The following is a 19,119-nucleotide window of genomic DNA, read 5'->3' as shown; positions in this document are numbered from 1 at the left end:
GCGGGGAGGGGTAGCCGTGTTCGACGGACGTGACCCCGTGTACCTGCAGATTGCCGACCAGATCCGCCAGGACGTGCTCTCGGGCGCCCTGCAGGCCGAGGAGCAGGTCATGTCGACCACGCAGTACGCGACGACCTTCCGCATCAACCCCGCGACGGCGGCCAAGGCGTTCGCGCAGCTCGTCGACGAGGGCGTGCTCTACAAGCGCCGCGGCGTCGGGATGTTCGTCGCGCCCGGCGCCCGCGAGCGGCTGCTGGCCGAGGCGCGCGAGTCCTTCTTCGCCGACACCGTCGATCCCGTCGCCGACGCGGCGCGCGTCCTCGGCATCGACGTCGAGGACGTCGTCGCCCGCCTGCGCGCCCGCGCCGCCACCCCCGCACCCGAGGGAGACCACCCATGACCACGACGACCACCGGCTGGGGCGTCGAGCTGCGCGGCGTCACGCAGCGCTACGACGACGTCGTCGCGCTCGACGACGTCACGCTGACCGTCCGCCCCGGCACCATCACCGGCCTGCTCGGCCGCAACGGCTCCGGCAAGTCGACGCTCGGCTCCCTGCTCGCCGCCTTCCGCCGCCCGACCGCGGGCTGCGTGCTCGTCGACGGCGAGGACCCGTGGGAGAACGAGCGCGTCGTGCCCGGCATCTGCTTCGTGCGGGAGTCGGGCGACGTCCTCGAGGACTACCCGCTCAAGGACAACCTCGCGTACGTCTCGGGTGCCCGCCCCACGTTCTCGCACGAGCTCGCGGGCGAGCTCATGGACCTGTTCGAGCTCGACCCCCGGCGCAAGCCGTCGAAGCTCTCGCGCGGCAAGAAGTCGGCCTTCGGCATCGTCCTCGGGCTCGCCGCGCGGGCCCCGCTGACGATCCTGGACGAGGTCCACCTGGGCCTCGACGCGCCCAGCCGGTACGCGTTCTACGAGACGCTGCTCGCGGACTACGCCGAGCACCCCCGCACCCTGATCCTCTCCAGCCACCTCATCGGCGAGATCGAGCAGCTGCTCGAGGACGTCGTCGTGCTCGACCGCGGACGCGTGCTCGTCGCGCAGGACGCGGAGACCCTGCGCGCGGAGGGGCTGGCCGTCACCGGGCCCGCCCCGGCGGTCGAGCAGTTCGTCGCCGGGCGCGACGTGCTCGCGACGCAGCGGCTCGGCGGGACGGTCCGGACCACCGTGCGCGGCGCTCTCGTGGAGGGCGACGAGCGCCGCGCACGGGACGCCGGGCTCGATCTCGGCCCCGTGCCGCTGCAGGACCTGTTCGTGCACCTCACGGACCCGCAGCGCACCGGCTCGACGGTCGGGCCCGCGGGCGGGGAGGTGGACCGGTGACCGCCGCCGTCGCACCCCCGCGGGTCTCGCCCACCGTGCACACGGCCCGCCGCCTGGCGGTCGCCCTGCTGCAGATGGCCGGGTGGTTCTGGGGCGTGGCGGTCGTCGCGATCGCCGCCGGCAACGTCATCGGGTGGGCCGTCGCCGGTGCCACCGACGTCTCGATCGCGATCTACGCCCGGCAGGCGGCCACGTGGTTCCCGTTCTCGCTGGCCATCATGCTCGTCGCCGCCTACCTGCGGGTGCACGTCGCCGCCGGCATGACGCGGCGGACCTTCGTCCGGGCCGTCCTCGTCGTCGAGGTCGCGGCCGGCCTCGCCTACGCCGCGATCCTGACGACGGTGGTCCTGGTCGAGCGGGCCGTGCACGACGCCCTCGGGTGGGACTCCGTCATCACGGAGGTCCAGCTCGCCGACGCGTCGTCCCCGGTCTGGGCGCTCTTCCTCGACCAGGCCGTGCCGTTCGTCCTGGGCAACCTGTCCGGGCTGCTCGTCGGTGTCGTGTACCTCCGGGGCGGCGCGTGGTGGGGCACGCTCACGCTGCCGCTGACCGTCGGGCCGCTCCTGGCGTCGCTGTACGTCGGCGGTGCGCGCCTGATGGAGCTGCCGGGCATCTGGACGACCGCGACCGACACGCAGGCCCTCCTGCTCCTGGTCGGCCTGGGCGCGGCGCTCTGCCTCGTCACGGCACTGGTGTTCGCCGCCGTCGCCCGCCGCGCGCCCGTCACCGCGCGACCGTGACGGCCCTCGCGGACGCGACCTCCGAGCCGACCCACGACCCGACCCCCGAACGCACGCACCAGGAAGGAGCCACGATGAGCACCGTCACCCCGACCGCGCCCCGCCGTGGACCCGTCGCGCACACCGTGCGCCGGCTCGGTCGTGCCAACCTCGTCATGCTCGCCTGGTTCTGGGTGGTCGTCACACCGTTCTTCGTCGTCCTGTCGTTCGTGCTGGCGCGCATCGACGGCGAGCTCGACGCGGCCGTCATCCTGTACTCGCGCCAGGGCGCGATCTGGTTCCCCTTCGCGCAGTCCGTCATCCTCGTGGGCCTGATGCTGCGGGTCCACGTGGCCGCCGGCATGACGCGCCGCACCTTCGCCCGGGCGACGCTGCTGGTCGCCACGGGCACCGGTGCCGCCTACGCGGTGGTGCTCACGGCACTCGCGGCGGTGGAGCGGGAGCTGCACCACGCCGCCGGGTGGGGCTGGCGGGTGGCCGACGCGATCCTCGCGGACGAGTCGTCCCCGGCGGGCCTGCTGCTGGCCGAGCTCGTGCTGGCGTGCGTCGTCGCCAACGTCTCCGGGCTGCTCGTGGGCGTCGTGTACCAGCGCGTCGGCGGGTGGTGGGGCACGCTCGCGCTGCCCCTGACGGCGGGCCCCGTGCTGCTGGTCCTGGCCCTGCTGGGCGGCTTCGCGGACGCGCCCGCCGGTCGTGGCTCGTGGGCCGCGGCCGCGCCGTGGCTGCTCGCCTGCCTCCTCGTCATCGCCCTGACGGCGGGGGCGCACGCCGCCGTCACCTCCCGCGTCCCGGTGCGCCCGGCCACCCCGTAGCCCCGCACCACGTCACCACGGAGCCCGCCCCCGGCCGGCCCCGCGGCACCGCACACCCGCGTCCCACCCCGTCACCAGGAGGCACCATGAGCACCACCCCGGTCGTCCGGGCCGAGCACCTGCGCAAGGCGTACGGCAGCACGCTCGCCGTCGCGGACGTGTCCCTGACCGTCGAGCGCGGCGAGATCTACGGCGTCCTCGGGCGCAACGGCGCCGGCAAGACGACGACGGTCGAGATGATCGCGGGCCTGCGCCGCCCCGACGCGGGCACGGTGAGCGTTCTCGGCCTCGACCCAACGACGCAGGCCGCCGCGCTGCACGAGAAGGTGGGGCTGCAGCTGCAGGAGTCGGCGCTGCCCGACCGGCTGCGGGTCCTCGAGGCGCTCGAGCTGTACGCGTCGTTCTACTCCGCACCCGCCGACCCGGCGGACCTGCTCGACCTGCTCGGGCTCACCGCCAAGCGGGACGCCGCGTTCAAGGACCTGTCCGGCGGGCAGAAGCAGCGCCTGTCGGTCGCGCTCGCGCTCGTCGGCCGCCCCGAGCTGGCGATCCTCGACGAGCTGACGACGGGCCTCGACCCGCACGCGCGCCGCGAGACGTGGGCGGTCGTCGAGGCGATCCGCGACGCGGGCGTCACGATCGTGCTCGTCACGCACCTCATGGAGGAGGCGGAGCGGCTGTGCGACCGGATCGCGCTCATCGCCGCGGGGCGCGTCGCCGCTGTCGGGACGCCGGACCAGATCGTCGAGCTCGCGCAGGGGGAGCACGTGCTGCGCGTGCGCCCCGACGTGCCGGTCGCCGACGACGTGCTGCTGGGCGCGCTCGCGGGGGTGCCCGGGGTGCGCGAGGCGGTCGTCGAGGACCGCGCGCTGGTGGTGCGCGGCGGCGGTGCGCTCGTCCAGGGCGTGCTCGTCGCGCTCGCCCACCACGACGTCACCACGCACGACGTCCGTCTGGAGCGCGCGTCCCTCGAGGACGCGTTCGTCTCCCTCACCGGTGCCGAGGGCACCGGGCCCGAGCTCGCCACGACCGCCGCGGAGGTGTGACATGACCACGACCCCGACCACCACTCCTGCTGCCGCCCGGCGCGGCGCCCTCGCCCCCGCACCCGCCGCGACGCACCGCCGTGGTGGTGCCCTGGTCCGGATGATCGTCGCGGAGGCGCGGCTGCTCGTCCGGGACCCCGCGGCGGCGTTCTTCGCGCTGGGCTTCCCCGTGGTGCTGCTGACGGTGCTGGGGCTGGTGATGCCCTGGGCCGACGACCCCTTCAGCGACCAGGACCCGCTGCTTGCGCAGATCACCGCGATCACGGGGTACACGCCGATCGTGCTGAGCCTGGCGATCGCGACGATCGGGCTGTCGAGCTTCCCCGTCACGGTCGCCACCTACCGCCAGCGCGGCGTGCTGCGCCGGCTGTCGACGACACCCGTCGGTCCGGCGCGGCTGCTGGTCGCCCAGGTGCTGGTCAACCTCGCGGCGCTCGTCGTCGCGGCGGTGCTCGCGCTCGTCTCCGCGGTGGTCGTGCTGGACATCGAGCTGCCGCGCCAGCCGTGGACCGTCGCGCTGGCGTTCCTGCTGGCGGTGCTGTCGGTCTTCGGGCTCGGCGCGCTCATCGCTGCGCGCGCGGCGACGACGGGAGCGGCGAACGGGCTGGGCATGACGGCGTACTTCATCAGCCTGTTCTTCGCGGGCGTGTGGATGCCGCTGCCGATCATGCCGGAGGTCGTCCAGACGATCGCCACGTACCTGCCGCTCGGCGCCGCCACCCAGGCGATGACCGACGCGTGGGTCGGTGCGCCGTTCCCGACGCAGCAGATGGTCGTCATGGCGCTGTGGGCGGCGGTCGCGACGCCGCTGGCGGTGCGCATCTTCCGCTGGAGCTGACGGACCGAACGTGCCGACGGCGCGCCACCCCCACCGGGTGGCGCGCCGTCCGCATGCGGCCGGTCTGGTCGCGCTCCCACGACGTGCTGCCCCTAAGCGTTTCGCCACCTGGACGGCACCCGCGCGCGTGAACAGAGTGAGCGACGTCCAGACCGCTCGCCGCGGTGCGCGAAGACGCGCCACCGGCTCGCGGTCCGTTCCTTCTCGCAGGACTGGCGACGGCACCGAGGCCGCCGGCAGGTTCCACGGCGGCACCGAGGCCGTGCGTGGTCGACGCCAAGAAAGGTACGGAAGATGTCCTCAAGCACCCGACGGCGTGCCGTCAGAGCGGCCTGGGCCGTTCTGACAGCCACGTCGCTCGTGGCCGTGGCGGGCGCGCAGGCCGCGTCCGCCCTCGCCGGGCCCACGGCGCAGGTCGCGCCCGCAGCGGTCGCGGTCGACTCCGAGTACGCGGAGCGGTTCCTCGAGCAGTACGACAAGATCAAGGACCCCGCCAACGGGTACTTCAGCCCGCAGGGCATCCCCTACCACGCGGTCGAGACCCTCATGGTCGAGGCGCCGGACTACGGGCACATGACGACGTCCGAGGCGTACAGCTACTGGCTGTGGCTCGAGGCGCTGTACGGCCAGGCGACGGGCGACTGGGACCCGCTGAACGAGGCCTGGGTCAACATGGAGACGTACATGATCCCCCAGCAGGCGGATCAGCCCACGAACTCCTTCTACAAGGCCGACGCCCCGGCCAGCTACGCCTCCGAGTACAACCACCCGAGCAACTACCCGTCGCAGATCGGCAGCAGCGGCAGCGTCGGCAAGGACCCGATCGCCGCCGAGCTGCGCGCGACGTACGGCAACAACGACATCTACCAGATGCACTGGCTGGGCGACGTCGACAACATCTACGGCTTCGGTGCCGCGCCCGGCCCCGGCTGCCAGCTCGGCCCGGACTACGAGGGCATGTCGCTCGTCAACACCTTCCAGCGCGGCCCGCAGGAGTCGGTGTGGGAGACCGTCCCGCACCCCACGTGCGACGACTTCACGTACGGCGGCAAGAACGGCTACCTCGACCTGTTCACGGGTGACGCGTCGTACGCCAAGCAGTGGAAGTTCACGTCGGCGTCCGACGCCGACGCGCGCGCCGTCGAGGCCGTCTACTGGGCCAACAAGTGGGCGACCGAGCAGGGCAAGGCCGCGGACGTCGCGGCGACCGTCGCGAAGGCCGCCAAGCTCGGTGACTACCTGCGCTACACGCTGTTCGACAAGTACTTCAAGACCATCGGCTGCACGTCGCCGAGCTGCCCCGCCGGGTCCGGCAAGGAGAGCGCGCACTACCTGCTGTCCTGGTACATGGCCTGGGGCGGCGCGACCGACACCAGCTCCGGCTGGGCGTGGCGCATCGGCTCGTCGCACGCGCACTTCGGGTACCAGAACCCGTTCGCCGCGTGGGCCCTGTCCAACGACCCGAAGCTGACGCCGAAGTCGGCGACGGCGAAGGCGGACTGGACCAAGGCCGCGGAGCGTCAGGTCGAGCTCTACCAGTGGCTGCAGTCGTCCAACGGCCCGATCGCCGGTGGCGCCACCAACAGCTGGGACGGTGCGTACGCGCAGCCCCCGGCCGGCACGCCGACGTTCTACGGCATGGCCTACACCGAGGCGCCCGTCTACAACGACCCGCCGTCGAACCAGTGGTTCGGCATGCAGGCGTGGGGCGTCCAGCGGCTCGCCGAGCTCTACTACGAGACGGGCAACGCCAAGGCGAAGACCGTCCTCGACAAGTGGGCCGCGTGGGTCGTCGACCACATCGAGACCGATGGCGCCGACTGGTCCGTCCCGTCGGAGCTCACGTGGTCGGGCAAGCCCGACACCTGGAACCCGACCAACCCGGGCTCCAACTCCGGTCTGACCGTCACGCTCAAGAGCTCCGGCCAGGACGTCGGCGTCGCCGGCGACACCGCCCGTGCGCTCCTGTTCTACGCGGCCAAGTCGGGCAACACCGAGGCGCGCGACACCGCCAAGAACCTGCTCGACGCGATCTGGGACAACAACCAGGACTCCCTGGGCGTGTCCTCGGTCGAGACCCGTGGGGACTACAAGCGGTTCGACGACGTCTACACCGCGGGCGGCAACGGCGTGTACATCCCGTCCGGCTGGACGGGCACCATGCCCAACGGCGACCAGGTCAAGCCCGGCGTCTCGTTCCTCGACATCCGGTCGTTCTACAAGCAGGACCCGCAGTGGGCCAAGGTCCAGGCGGCGCTCAACGGCGGGGCCGACCCGCAGTTCGAGTACCACCGGTTCTGGGCGCAGACGGCGATCGCCGGTGCGCTGTCGGACTACGCCCGCCTGTTCGAGGGCGGCGCAACGCCGACCCCGACGCCGACGGTCACGCCGACGCCGACCGTGACGCCGACGCCGACCGTGACGCCGACGCCGACCGTGACGCCGACGCCGACCGTGACGCCGACGCCGACCGTGACGCCGACGCCGTCGGTCACCCCGACGCCGTCGGTCACCCCGACGCCCACGCAGAACCCGGGTGCGTCCTGCTCGGTGAGCTACACGGCGAACAGCTGGAACACCGGCTTCACGGCCTCGGTGAAGATCACGAACCGCGGGACCGCCGCCCTCAACGGGTGGACCCTGAAGTTCAGCTTCGCCAACGGTCAGCAGGTCCAGCAGGGCTGGAGCGCCAAGTGGGCGCAGTCCGGCTCGGCCGTGACGGTCACCAACGAGGCCTGGAACGGCTCGCTGGCGGCCGGTGGCTCGGTGGACATCGGCTTCAACGGTTCGCACTCCGGGACCAACAACGCGCCGACGTCCTTCACGCTGAACGGCGCCACCTGCTCCTAGCGACAGGTGACCGCGACCCGTCGTGACCCCATGCACGACGGGTGAGGGGCCGGCTCCGGGCATTCGCCCGGGGTCGGCCCCTCGTCCTGCTCCACGCTGCACGACGTCCCCCGGTGCACGCGACGCTCCTGGCTCGCCACCTCAGGCCTCGTCGTCGTGCCCGCCCGTGGACTCGCGGGCCACGATGTGGAAGGCCGCCTTGTGGAGCCGGGGCGGGCGGACGTCCCGGGTGCCGGCCTCGATGCGCTCGACGAGCATCGCGACGGCCGTCTCGGCGATCTCCTCCCGGCCCGGGTCCACGCTGGACAGCGAGGGGGTCGAGAAGCGGCCGTCGCCGATGTTGTCGAACCCGATGACGGCCACGTCGTCGGGCACGCGGCGCCCGGCCTGGGCGAGCGCCCGCAGGGCACCGATGGCGAGGCTGTCGTTGAGCGCGAAGATCGCGTCGAACTCGACGCCGGACGCGAGCAGCTCGCGGGTCGCGTCCACGCCGTCCTGCGGGAGCCAGGGCGCGACGGCGCGCTCGAGCCGCGGGTCCTCCGGCAGGCCGGCGACGGCGAGCGCCTCGCGGTAGCCGCGCACGCGCAGGTCCGACGGGCGCATCTGCCCGCTGCGCCGGTCGGGGTGGGCCCCGAGGACGGCGATGCGCTGCCGGCCGAGGCCGACCAGGTGCTCGACGGCCGCGCGGGCGCCCTCGACGTTGTGCATGGTCACGTGGTCGTCGGGGCCGCCGAAGATCCGCTCGCCGAGCAGGACCAGCGGGTACGTGACGTCGTCGAGCAGGTGACGGTCCTCGGTGCCGAGGTGCTCGGGGCTGAAGAGCATGCCGTCGGTCTGCCGCAGGCCGTTCGCGAGCACGGCGGTCTCGTGGTCACGGTCCGCCCCGGCCTGGCCGATGATCACCCCCAGGCCGCGCCGCTCCGCGGCCGCGATCACCGCGTCGGCGAGCTCGGCGAAGTACGGCTGCCGCAGCTGCGGCACGGCGAGCCCGATGACGCCGGTCCTGCCGGAGCGCAGGCCGCGGGCCGACAGGTTCGGCCGGTAGCCCAGCTCCGCGATGGCCTGCTGTACGCGTGCCCGCGTCTCGGGGCGCACGTGGGGGTGGTCGTTGACGACGTTCGAGACGGTCTTGTTGGAGACGCCGGCGCGCCGTGCGACCTCCTGCATCGTCACCTTCACGACGACTGCCGCGCGTTCTGCGGTACCCCCGCCGCCGCCCGTGCGTCCGCCCCTGCGTCCGGCCGCCCAGGCCGTCCCGTCGTTCTCATGTCGAGAGGTTGACAGACGTCCGACGCGGACGCAATAGTTGCCTCGCGGTTACGACGTCGTAAAGCGCCAGGTCAGCGGTGTATATCGTCATAGGCGACGAGCACCGTGCCACACGAGGTGAAACGTCCGATCCAGGGCGGGGTGCCCGGCTCGACACAGGTGTCGAGCAGCGAGGCCCTCCCTGGAAGGCAGGAGGAGCAGAAGTGGCACAGCTGCAGGAACGAACGGCGTCCCCCGGCACGCCGGTCGGGCACCGGCTCAAGGCGCTGCTGTACTCGCAGCGCCTCGCCCCGTACTTCTTCATCGCCCCGTTCATCATCACGCTGCTGGCGTTCTGGAGCGTGCCGCTCGTGCGGACGTTCGTCATGAGCACGCAGAGCGTGATGTTCGGCGAGGCCAGCTTCATCGGCACCGACAACTACGAGCGGCTGTGGCGTGACCGGGTCTTCTGGCAGGCCATGTACAACAGCGCGCGCTACATGGTGCTCACGCTCGTCATCCTCATCCCGGGTCCGCTGCTCCTCGCGACCGTCATCAGCTCGCGGCTCGGCTCCGCGCGGCTCAAGGGCTTCTTCAAGGCGTCGATGTTCGTACCCGCGCTGACGTCCGTGGTCGTCGCCGGCATCATCTTCCGGCTCATGTTCTCCGAGGCGAGCACGGGACTGGTCAACGAGGTCGTCACCTGGTTCGGGGCCGACCCGGTGCGCTGGATGCGGACCGACCTGGGTGGCCTCGTCGCGCTGCTGGCCCTGGCAACCTGGCGGTACACCGGCGTCAACATCCTCTACTTCCTCGCGGGGCTGCAGTCGATCCCCGACGAGTACTACGAGGCGGCGTCGATCGACGGTGCCGGCAAGGTCCGGCAGTTCTTCTCCATCACGCTGCCGAACATCAAGCCGACCATGGTCTACGTCACGACCATCAGCATCTACGGCGGCCTGGCGATGTTCCTCGAGAGCTTCATGCTCTACAACGGCAACAGCTCGCCGAACAACCAGGGCCTGACGGTCGTCGGCTACCTGTACCGCCGCGGCATCGAGGAGAACGACCTCGGGTACGCCTCCGCGGTCGGCGTGGTGCTGCTCGTCGTGATCATGACGATCAACCTCACGTACCTGAAGCTCACCGGCACGTTCAAGAAGGAGGAGTCCCGATGAGCGCGCCGATCTCGCCGTCGACCACGGCCGACCCGTCGACGGGGCCCGAGGTCATCGCCCCCCGCTCCCGCACGAAGCACCCCCTGCCGCGGGCGCTGTTCGTCACGGTCCAGAGCGTCTTCCTCGTCGTCATCGCGTTCATCGTCCTCGTGCCTCTCCTCGCGATCTTCGCCGGGACGTTCCAGGACGGCGGCGAGATCATGCGCAACGGCCTGCGGCTCGACGTCGACGTGAGCACGTTCTCGTTCGACAACTACGCGATGCTCTTCACCGACTCGGGCCTGTACTTCCGGTGGTTCGCCAACTCGGTGGGCCTGACCGTCGTGCAGGTCGCCGGCACGCTGCTCGTCAGCTCGTTCATCGCGTACGGGTTCGCGATGTACGACTTCAAGGGCAAGACCGCCGCGTTCATCGCCGTGCTGCTGCTCATGACCGTCCCGTTCGAGATCATGATGCTGCCGCTCTACGTCATGGTGAACGACCTCGGGCTCGCGGACTCCTACTCCGTGATCGTCGTCCCGTTCCTCGCGGCCGCCGTCACGATCTTCTTCTTCCGCCAGTACTTCCTGGGGATCCCCAAGGAGCTCCTCGAGGCCGGGCGCGTCGACGGCGTCACCGAGTTCGGCATCTTCTTCCGCATCGTGCTGCCCATCGCGCGTCCCGCGATGGCCGCCATGGCGATCCTCAACGGCATGGTCACGTGGAACAACTTCCTGTGGCCGCTGCTGGTGCTGCGCTCGGCCGAGAAGTTCACGCTGCCGATCGGCCTCAACACCCTCCTCACGCCGTACGGCAACAACTACGACCTGCTGATCATCGGCTCGTTCTTCTCACTGCTGCCCGTTCTCGTCCTCTTCCTCTGCTTCCAGAGGTTCTTCGTCGCCGGCATGACGGCGGGGGCGCTCAAGGGCTGAACGCCCACCGCACCAACAAGGAATGGAGTCACAACCATGGCTGGACCACGCAGGTACCTGCCGCTCGCAGCAGTGGGCGTCGCAGGCGTGCTCATGCTCTCGGCATGCGGCGGCGGCTCGGACGAGTCCGCAGCGCCGCCCGCCGACGGCGAGGCGACCAAGCTCGACATGTGGGTGTTCGCCGAGCTCCACGCGGACTACTACGACCAGATGGCCGAGGAGTGGAACGAGCAGAACCCGGACCGCCCGGTCGACCTCGAGGTCACCGTGTACCCGTACGAGGACATGCACAACAAGCTGCAGCTCGCCGTGAACGCAGGCTCCGGCCTGCCGGACGTCGTCGACATCGAGGTCAACAAGTTCTCCAACTTCGTCGCCGAGGACGGCCGCACGCCGCTCATGGACCTCAGCGAGGCGGCGGCCCCCTACCAGGACGACATCGTGCAGGCGCGTCTCGATCTGTACAGCCGTGACGACAAGGTCCTCGGGTTCCCGATGCACGTCGGGGCGTTCGTCTCCTTCTACAACGCGGCCCTCCTCGAGGCCGCCGGGATCGACTACACGACCATCGAGACCTGGGACGACTTCAAGGCCGCGGGCGTGCAGTACCACGACGCGACCGGCAAGGCCTTCGGCATCGCCAGCACCACCGTGAACTTCGTCGAGCCGCTCATGGTCGCGCAGCTCGGGGGCAACTTCTTCGACGAGGACGGCGGCCTCGCGGTGAACAGCCCCGAGGTCGTCGAGGCGTTCGCCATGCAGCAGGACATGCTGCAGGCCGGCGCCATCTCGACCATCCCCGGCGGCAGCCCCGACGACGAGGAGGCCTTCGGCGTCATCAACAGCGGCGAGTACGCGGCCGTCGTCTACCCCGCCTGGTACACCTCGCGCTTCGTCGACTACATGCCCGACCTGGCCGGGGACGTCGCGATCGCGCCGGCCCCCGTGGTCGAGGGTGGCGAGGTCGGCACGATCGGCGGCGGCGGCACCGGCACCGCGGTCATCGAGTCGTCGCCGAAGAAGGACTTCGCGGCGGAGTGGCTCGCGTTCGCCAAGCTGTCGCCCGAGGCGAACGTCGCCGTGTGGGAGGTCCTCGGCTTCGACCCCGTCAACATGTCGGTGTGGGAGGACGAGGCGGTCACGAAGGACCCGGAGAACAAGTTCAACAAGTACTTCCGGACGAACCTGTTCGACGTGCTCAACGAGGTCAAGGACGGCATCGGCCACTTCGAGGCCTTCAGCAACCCGAACCTGCCGGCGCTCAACAACGTCTTCACCACCACCACGCTGACCGAGGTGTACGAGAACGGCGTGGAGCCGCAGCAGGCTCTCGACCAGGCGCAGAAGGACCTGGAGAACCAGATCGGCGAGTAGTCCCGCCCGCCCCGGGCTCCGGCACGTGCCGGAGCCCGGGGCGGTCCGTCATACCGCGTCCGACAGGCGGCCAACCCGCGACCGGGCGTCCATCCACCACAGGAGTAGCAATGCAGAGCGGCAAGCTGTCGATCGACCCCGCGTTCGTCGTGGCGCCCGTCAACCGCCGGGTGTTCGGGTCGTTCGTCGAGCACATGGGTCGGTGCGTGTACGGCGGGATCTTCGAGCCCGGCCACGCGACGTCGGACGACGACGGCCTGCGCGGTGACGTCCTGGAGCTGGTGCGCGAGCTCGGTGTCACCGCGGTGCGCTACCCGGGCGGCAACTTCGTCTCGGGCTACCGGTGGGAGGACGGCGTGGGCCCCGTGGCCGACCGGCCGACCCGGCTCGACCCCGCGTGGCGCACGATCGAGACCAACGCGTTCGGGCTCAACGAGTTCATGGCGTGGGCCCGCAAGGCCGAGGTCGAGCCCATCATGGCGACCAACCTGGGCACCCGCGGCCTGCCGGAGGCGATGGAGCTGCTCGAGTACGCGAACCACCCGCAGGGCACGGCCCTGTCGGACCTGCGGATCGAGCACGGCGCCAAGGAGCCGCACGGCATCCGGCTGTGGTGCCTGGGCAACGAGATGGACGGCCCGTGGCAGCTCGGGCACATGACCGCCGCCGAGTACGGGCGCGTCGCGGCCGAGACGGCACGCGGCATGCGGCAGCTCGACCCGGATCTCGAGCTCGTCGCGTGCGGCTCGTCCGGACGGGCCATGGCGACGTTCGGCGAGTGGGAGGCGACGGTCCTCGAGCACACCTACGAGCTCGTGGACTACATCTCCGCGCACGCGTACTACGAGCTCGAGGGCGACGACGTCGCCGGCTTCCTCGCCTCGTCGGTCGACATGGACCGGTTCATCCGTGACGTCGTCGCGACGGCCGACCACGTCGGTGCCAAGCTCGCCTCGACGAAGAAGATCGACATCTCGTTCGACGAGTGGAACGTCTGGTACCAGCGCGACCTGGCCGGCGCCGTCGGGCAGCAGGACTGGACGGTCGCGCCGCGGCTGAGCGAGGACGCGTACACGGTGCTCGACGCCGTCGTCGTCGGCTCGCTGCTCATCACGCTGCTCCAGCACAGCGACCGCGTGACCATCGCGTGCCAGGCGCAGCTCGTCAACACGATCGCCCCCATCCGCTCCGAGCCCGACGGGCCGGCGTGGCGCCAGTCGATCTTCCACCCCTTCGCCCTCATGGCACGTCACGCGCGGGGCCAGGTGCTCGACCTGCGGGTGGACGCGCCGACGCTCACCACCGCCAAGCACGGCGAGGTGGCGGTCCTGGACGCGGTCGCCACGCACGACGCCGAGACGGGGCAGCTCGCGGTGTTCGTCGTGAACCGCAACCCCACCGAGGCCGTCTCCTTCGCCACGGACCTGCGCGGCTTCGGCGCCGCGAGCCTCACGGAGGCCGTCGTGCTCGCCGACGACGACCTGTTCGCGGCCAACACGATGCAGGAGCCCGACCGCGTCGTGCCGCGGCCGCACACGTCGGCCGCGGTCGACGGCACGACGCTGCGCGCGGAGCTCCCGCCGGCGTCCTGGAGCATGTTCCGGCTGCAGCTGTCCTGAGAGGACCGCACGTGGACCGTCACCCGGCGACCCCGGCACCCGCCCAGCCGCAGGGGAGGGCCGGCGTGTCGCCGGGTGACGGCTTCGGGTACCTGCTCGTGCACTTCGTCGAGGACCCCGACGGGTACGGCGAGCAGGTCCACCTCTCGCTCAGCGACGGGGACGACCCCTGTGCGTGGGTGCGTCTCAACCGGGGGCAGCCGCTGCTGCGCTCGCCGCTCGGCACCACGGGCATCCGTGACCCGTACGTCGTGCGTGGCCCGGACGGCTTCTTCCTCGTCGCGACCGACCTGCGCATCTACGGCGGCGACGACGCCGGGTGGGACGCGTGGACGCGCCGGGGCAGCCGCCGCATCCTGGTCTGGCGGTCGCCGGACCTCGTCACGTGGTCCGAGCCGTGGACGCTCGAGGTCGCGCCGCCCGAGGCGGGCATGGCCTGGGCCCCGGAGGCCGTGTACGACGCCGACCGGGGCGAGTACCTGCTGCTCTGGTCGTCGGCCCTGTACGCCGCGGACGACGTCGAGCACCGCGGCGACGCGTACAGCCGCGTCCTGGCCGCGTGGACGCCGGACTTCCGGCGACTGGGGGAGCGGCACGTGCTGATCGACCGCGGCTCGGGGGTCATCGACACGACGATCCTCGTCCAGGACGGCGTCGTGCACCGCATCTCGAAGCACGAGTCCTTCGAGCCTGGGTCCGACCGCGTGCACCACGAGGTGGGACCGGCGCTGCTCGCCGACGGGTACCGCACCGTGGCGACACGCATCGGGGCCGACGAGTTCGACCGGCTCGAGGCGCCGATCCTGTTCAAGGACCACCACGACGACGTCTGGTACCTGTTCCTCGACCAGTACGACCGGCGGCCCCAGGGCTACGTCGGCTTCCGGACGACCGACCTCGCCCGCGGCCGGTGGGAACGGATCCCGCCGGGCCGGTTCCGCATGCCGCCCGACACCAAGCACGGCGGCGTCCTGCCGCTGGTCGGCGACGAGTGGGAGCGGCTGCGCGCGGCCTACCCGCCGGCGTGAGTCGGTGCCGCGGCGCCAACCGCGCGGGTGGCGGGTAGGGCTGGCCCTACCCCCCGACGTGGGCGGGCACCGCAGCGCACGGCCGTGCGGGGCGCCTACCGTCGTCGGCATGAGCACAGCCCCCCAGGCCGCCGCGCCACCGCGCCCGGACGAGATCGCGCTCGCCGACGACGTCCGCCTCGTCGCGCCCATGCTCACCGGCGGCCGCGCCCTCGCGCTCGCCCCCGTCGCGGGGGCGACCTGGGCCGGCGCGGGGCAGGTCGTGCTGGCGGCGGCCGTGAGCCTCGCGGCGTCCGTCCTGCTCGTCACCGGTGTGGCGCTCGGGGTCGGCCTGGCGGTGCTCGTGGTCGGCGTGCCGCTGCTCGTCCTCACGCTGGTCGTGGCCCGCGGGTACGGCACGGGGGAGCGGGCGCGGCTGCGCGCCCAGCTCGGCGTCGTCGTGCCGCCGCCCGCGCCCGGACCCGAGGCCCCGTACCGCCCCCTCTCCTGGTGGCCGTGGCTGCGCGACGCCCGCTCGTGGGCCGCCGTCGCGCACGCGCTTCTCACGTGCCTCCTGGCGTGGACGGCCGGGTCCGTCGCCCTCAGCCTGGCGGCCTTCGCGCTCGTCGTGCCCGCCGCACCGTTCGCCGGGCGGGTCAACGGGCTGCACCTCGTCCTCCTCGTCCCCGGGGCCCTGATCGCCCTGTGGCTCGCGGCGCTCGTCGTGCAGCTCACGAACCTCGCGCAGGTCCGCCTGACCCGCGCGCTGCTGGGAGGTCGCTCGCGTGCCGAGGCCGAGCGCGCGGCGCGGGCCGCCGAGCAGCGGGCCGACGTCGCCGAGGGCCGCGCCGAGCACCTGCGCGAGACGCGCACGGCCGCCGTCGTGGCCGCCGACGAGGAGCGCCGCCGCATCGAGCGCGACCTGCACGACGGCGCGCAGCAGCGCCTCGTCGCGCTCGGCGTCGAGCTGGGCGTCGCACGCCGGACCGCCGCGCAGGACCCCGCGGCGGCCGTCGCCGCGATCGACGCGGCCCACGGTGAGGTCAAGGAGGTGCTGGCCGCGCTGCGCGACCTCGTGCGGGGCGTCCACCCCGCCGTGCTCACCGACCGCGGCCTGGACGCCGCGCTGTCGGCGCTCGCGGCCCGCTGCCCCGTGCCCGTCGATGTCGACGCCCACGGCGTCGGCGACGGCGTCGGGTCGCAGGCGCAGGCCGCCGCGTACTTCGTCGTCGCCGAGGCGCTCACCAACCTCGCCAAGCACGCGACCGCGACGCGGGGCTCGGTCCGCGCAGCGGTCGAGGGCGACCGGCTGCGCATCGAGGTCGCGGACGACGGCGCCGGCGGCGCGCACGCCGCGCCCGGCGGCGGGCTGGACGGCCTGCGCCGCCGCGTCGAGGCGCTGGACGGCACGTTCCACCTCGTCAGTCCCGCCGGTCGGGGCACCGTGCTCACCGTGGAGGTGCCGTGCGCATCGTGATCGCCGAGGACTCCGTCCTCCTGCTCGACGGGCTGACCCGTCTGCTGACCGCCGAGGGGCACGCGGTCACCGGCTACCGCACCGCGGACGAGCTCGTCGCCGTCCTGGGCGACCCCGCCGCCGACCTGCCCGACGTCGTCGTCACCGACGTCCGCATGCCCCCGACGCACACCGACGAGGGCCTGCGCGCGGCCGTGCACCTGCGGGGCCTGCACCCGCGCCTGCCCGTGCTGGTGCTCTCGCAGTACGTCGAGCAGCGCTACGCACGCGAGCTGTTCGCGGCCGACGCGCGGGGGCTGGGGTACGTCCTGAAGGACCGCGTCGCCGACGTCGACGACTTCCTCGCCGCGCTGGCCCGTGTCGCGGGCGGCGGCACGGCGCTCGACCCCGAGGTCGTCGCGCAGGTGCTCGCGCGCTCGCGGCGCACGCTGTCCGACGTGCTGTCGCCCCGCGAGCGCGAGGTCATCGCGCTCATGGCCGAGGGCCGGTCCAACGCGGCCATCGCCGAGCGGCTCGTCGTCGGGCTGCCGGCCGTCGAGAAGCACGTGACGTCCATCCTCACCAAGCTCGACCTGCCGCCCGACGCCGACGACCACCGCCGCGTCCTCGCGGTGCTGCGCTGGCTCGAGGACGGCCCGACGAACGGAGCACGTCCGTGACCGCCCCACAGCCCACCCACGTCCCGCCGACGACGCCGGGCGCCGCCCCGGCCGCGCCCGCGCGACGCCCGGCCGGCGGACGCGCGCTGACCGTGGTGGGCGCCGTGCTCGCGGCCCTGCTGCTGGCGCTCGGCGTCGTGCAGGTCCTGGCGTGGATGTTCACGCAGACCACGACCGCCGCGGCGACCCTCGCGGCCACGGGCGTCGTCGAGCTGGTCGCCGACGACGAGGTCCTCGTGACCGTGGCCGCGGTGGACGACGTGCGCGTGGAGCGGGTCGCGCGGTTCGCCTGGGGCGGGCCCCGGTACGAGGTCACGTCGGACGGCGACCGGACGGTCGTGCGGCACGAGTGCGTGGGCCTGCGGGCGATGAGCTGCTCCGCGGGGCTGGAGGTCACGGTGCCGCAGGGCACGCACGTGGTGGTCCGCACCGCCGACGGCGAGGTCCGCGTGGCCGGGCCCGCCGCGGACGTCGAGGTGCGCGCGTCCGACGGCGACGTCCACGTCTCGGGCGCCCGCGGCGCCCTCGACGTGCGCGGCCGCGACGGCGAGGTCACGGCGCAGGGCGTGCGCGGGGACGTCGCGGTGGAGCTGTCCGACGGCGACGTGCGCGTCACGGAGGCCGGCGGCGACGTCGCGGTGCGCAGCCGCGACGGCGCGGTCGTCCTGGCCGACGTGGCCGGCGACGCGGACGTGCGGGCCTCCGACGGGCACATCGAGGTGCGCGACGTGCGCGGTGCGCTGACGGCGCGCAACCGGGACGGCGACGTGCTGGTCGCGCAGGTGCGCGGCGACGTCACGGTGCAGGGGGTCGACGGCGACGTGACGGTCCACGGGACGGGTGACCCCGTCGCGCTGCAGATCACGTCCGACGGACGCCAGCGCGTCGAGGGGCCGACGGACCCCGCCGCCGACGTGCGCGTCGAGCTGCGCACGTCCGACGGCGACGTGGCGTACCTCGGCCCGGAGGGCTGAGCGTCCCTCCCCGAGGACCGTCCGGCCCGTGCGCCACGCCCGCGCGGTGCACAGGACCGGGCCGGTCTGCCAGACTCCGCGGCGTGACCCCGACACCGACACGCCCCGCCGCACGTCCCGGACGCGCCGCAGCCCGGTACGCCCTGGTCGCCGTCCTGACCGCCGCCTGCTGGTTCGCCTGGCTGGGGTGGGACACGCAGTACCGGACGGACCCGGTCACCGGCGACGTCACCGGGCCCTACGAGGCGTGGCAGGTCGTGGGCTGCGTCGTCAGCCTCGTCGTCGTGACGGTGCTGGCGGTGCGCGCGCTCGGCGGCCGACGGGCCGTGGCCACGGTCACCGTGACGTTCACGGCCGCGTGGGTGGCCACCCAGGCCCCGCGCGACGAGTCCGGGCTGTGGCTGGTCGGAGCGCTCCTGGTGCTGCTGGGGACCGCCGCGGGCGCCGGCGTCGTCGCCCTGGTCGCCGGAGCCGGCCGGCGCCGCCGCGCGCGCGCCGCGCGCGCCTGACGGCCGCCCGAAGCGTGTTCGGTACGGGCGAACAGCCGATCCGGAACACGCGTGCGCCCGCCGCCGTTCGTACGGGTGTCCGCACCCCGAGCTCGTCGGGGTTCTCCAGCACCGGACGACGAGACGAGGACCGCCCCACATGACCGTTGCCACGATGTCCCACGCCACTGCCGAGCTCACGCGCCAGGACCGCTGCGACCGCTGCGGTGCGCAGGCCTTCGCCCGCGCGACCCTGCCCGGCGCCGGTGGTGTCCTGCTCTTCTGCGGTCACCACTTCCGGGCGCACGAGTCCGCCCTCGTCGCGGCCGGCGCCGAGATCCACGACGAGCGTCACCGCCTCCAGGACGAGGTCCGCACGCCGGAGCGCTGACCGTCCCGTCCCCCACGCACGACGAAGGCCCCTGATCCGCATCTCTGCTGATCAGGGGCCTTCGACCTGTCGGGGTGGCGGGATTCGAACCCACGACCTCTTCGTCCCGAACGAAGCGCGCTACCAAGCTGCGCCACACCCCGTGGAGCCTGGCAAGGATAGCGGACGAGGTCGCCGG

The 19,119-nt window shown here is 72.7% G+C and carries 18 protein-coding genes and 1 tRNA gene; 17 read left to right on the top strand and 2 right to left on the bottom strand.

Annotation, left to right across the window (positions count from 1 at the left end):
• Nucleotides 1-16 precede the first annotated feature (16 nt).
• The 7 genes from KKR89_RS15655 (at nt 17) to KKR89_RS15625 (ending at nt 7,612) form a co-directional block, all read left to right on the top strand.
• A complete protein-coding gene (locus tag KKR89_RS15655; RefSeq protein WP_208196255.1) occupies nt 17-400 on the top strand; it encodes a GntR family transcriptional regulator in 384 nt (127 codons plus the stop codon).
• Nucleotides 397-1,326 (top strand): ABC transporter ATP-binding protein, encoded by a 930-nt coding sequence (locus tag KKR89_RS15650; RefSeq protein WP_208196254.1) that lies wholly within the window; start codon nt 397-399, stop codon nt 1,324-1,326. Before KKR89_RS15655 ends, KKR89_RS15650 begins: the two co-directional genes overlap by 4 nt.
• Nucleotides 1,323-2,066, top strand: coding sequence for a hypothetical protein (locus KKR89_RS15645; protein ID WP_208196253.1), 744 nt, complete (start codon nt 1,323-1,325; stop codon nt 2,064-2,066). Before KKR89_RS15650 ends, KKR89_RS15645 begins: the two co-directional genes overlap by 4 nt.
• Before the next feature lie 74 nt (nt 2,067-2,140).
• On the top strand, nt 2,141-2,878 hold the full coding sequence (locus KKR89_RS15640; RefSeq protein ID WP_208196252.1) for a hypothetical protein: 738 nt from the start codon (nt 2,141-2,143) through the stop codon (nt 2,876-2,878).
• A gap of 86 nt (nt 2,879-2,964) precedes the next feature.
• On the top strand, nt 2,965-3,924 hold the full coding sequence (locus KKR89_RS15635) for an ABC transporter ATP-binding protein (protein WP_208196251.1): 960 nt from the start codon (nt 2,965-2,967) through the stop codon (nt 3,922-3,924).
• 1 nt (nt 3,925) lies between these two features.
• Nucleotides 3,926-4,762 carry an ABC transporter permease gene (locus KKR89_RS15630; protein WP_208196250.1) on the top strand — a complete coding sequence of 279 codons (837 nt, stop codon included), beginning with the start codon at nt 3,926-3,928 and terminating at the stop codon, nt 4,760-4,762.
• Nucleotides 4,763-5,056: 294 nt separating this feature from the next.
• The gene (locus KKR89_RS15625; protein WP_208196249.1) at nt 5,057-7,612 is read left to right on the top strand and encodes a glycoside hydrolase family 48 protein; all 2,556 of its coding nucleotides are present in this window, start codon (nt 5,057-5,059) and stop codon (nt 7,610-7,612) included.
• 141 nt (nt 7,613-7,753) lie between these two features.
• Here the strand turns inward: KKR89_RS15625 and KKR89_RS15620 are convergent, their stop codons facing one another.
• Complete coding sequence (locus KKR89_RS15620) at nt 7,754-8,779, bottom strand: LacI family DNA-binding transcriptional regulator (protein WP_243882644.1); 1,026 nt, start codon at nt 8,777-8,779, stop codon at nt 7,754-7,756.
• A gap of 305 nt (nt 8,780-9,084) precedes the next feature.
• Here KKR89_RS15620 and KKR89_RS15615 point away from each other — a divergent pair, with 305 nt between their 5' ends.
• From KKR89_RS15615 to KKR89_RS15570, 10 genes are all read left to right on the top strand, one after another.
• Nucleotides 9,085-10,038: a carbohydrate ABC transporter permease gene (locus tag KKR89_RS15615; RefSeq protein WP_251140920.1), complete on the top strand. Its 954-nt coding sequence runs from the start codon at nt 9,085-9,087 to the stop codon at nt 10,036-10,038.
• Nucleotides 10,035-10,952: a carbohydrate ABC transporter permease gene (locus tag KKR89_RS15610; RefSeq protein WP_208196247.1), complete on the top strand. Its 918-nt coding sequence runs from the start codon at nt 10,035-10,037 to the stop codon at nt 10,950-10,952. Before KKR89_RS15615 ends, KKR89_RS15610 begins: the two co-directional genes overlap by 4 nt.
• A 36-nt stretch (nt 10,953-10,988) precedes the next feature.
• Nucleotides 10,989-12,326 carry an ABC transporter substrate-binding protein gene (locus tag KKR89_RS15605; protein ID WP_208196246.1) on the top strand — a complete coding sequence of 446 codons (1,338 nt, stop codon included), beginning with the start codon at nt 10,989-10,991 and terminating at the stop codon, nt 12,324-12,326.
• 110 nt (nt 12,327-12,436) lie between these two features.
• Nucleotides 12,437-13,945, top strand: coding sequence for an arabinosylfuranosidase ArfA (gene arfA, locus KKR89_RS15600; protein WP_208196245.1), 1,509 nt, complete (start codon nt 12,437-12,439; stop codon nt 13,943-13,945).
• Between the two features lie 11 nt (nt 13,946-13,956).
• Complete coding sequence (locus KKR89_RS15595) at nt 13,957-14,973, top strand: glycoside hydrolase family 43 protein (protein ID WP_208196244.1); 1,017 nt, start codon at nt 13,957-13,959, stop codon at nt 14,971-14,973.
• A gap of 109 nt (nt 14,974-15,082) precedes the next feature.
• A complete protein-coding gene (locus KKR89_RS15590) occupies nt 15,083-16,429 on the top strand; it encodes a sensor histidine kinase (RefSeq protein WP_208196243.1) in 1,347 nt (448 codons plus the stop codon).
• Nucleotides 16,417-17,088: a response regulator transcription factor gene (locus tag KKR89_RS15585; protein ID WP_208196242.1), complete on the top strand. Its 672-nt coding sequence runs from the start codon at nt 16,417-16,419 to the stop codon at nt 17,086-17,088. The genes KKR89_RS15590 and KKR89_RS15585 overlap by 13 nt, the downstream gene beginning before the upstream one ends.
• Complete coding sequence (locus KKR89_RS15580; RefSeq protein WP_208196241.1) at nt 17,085-18,062, top strand: DUF4097 family beta strand repeat-containing protein; 978 nt, start codon at nt 17,085-17,087, stop codon at nt 18,060-18,062. Before KKR89_RS15585 ends, KKR89_RS15580 begins: the two co-directional genes overlap by 4 nt.
• Nucleotides 18,063-18,145: 83 nt before the next feature.
• Nucleotides 18,146-18,571, top strand: coding sequence for a hypothetical protein (locus KKR89_RS15575; RefSeq protein WP_208196240.1), 426 nt, complete (start codon nt 18,146-18,148; stop codon nt 18,569-18,571).
• Between the two features lie 154 nt (nt 18,572-18,725).
• The gene (locus KKR89_RS15570; protein WP_225215561.1) at nt 18,726-18,941 is read left to right on the top strand and encodes a DUF7455 domain-containing protein; all 216 of its coding nucleotides are present in this window, start codon (nt 18,726-18,728) and stop codon (nt 18,939-18,941) included.
• 69 nt (nt 18,942-19,010) lie between these two features.
• Here the strand turns inward: KKR89_RS15570 and KKR89_RS15565 are convergent.
• Nucleotides 19,011-19,084 (bottom strand) — tRNA-Pro (locus KKR89_RS15565).
• Nucleotides 19,085-19,119: the final 35 nt, after the last annotated feature.

It is taken from the genome of Cellulomonas dongxiuzhuiae (assembly GCF_018623035.1).
Taxonomy (GTDB): domain Bacteria; phylum Actinomycetota; class Actinomycetes; order Actinomycetales; family Cellulomonadaceae; genus Cellulomonas; species Cellulomonas dongxiuzhuiae.
This window is presented reverse-complemented; position numbering and strand designations above follow the sequence as displayed.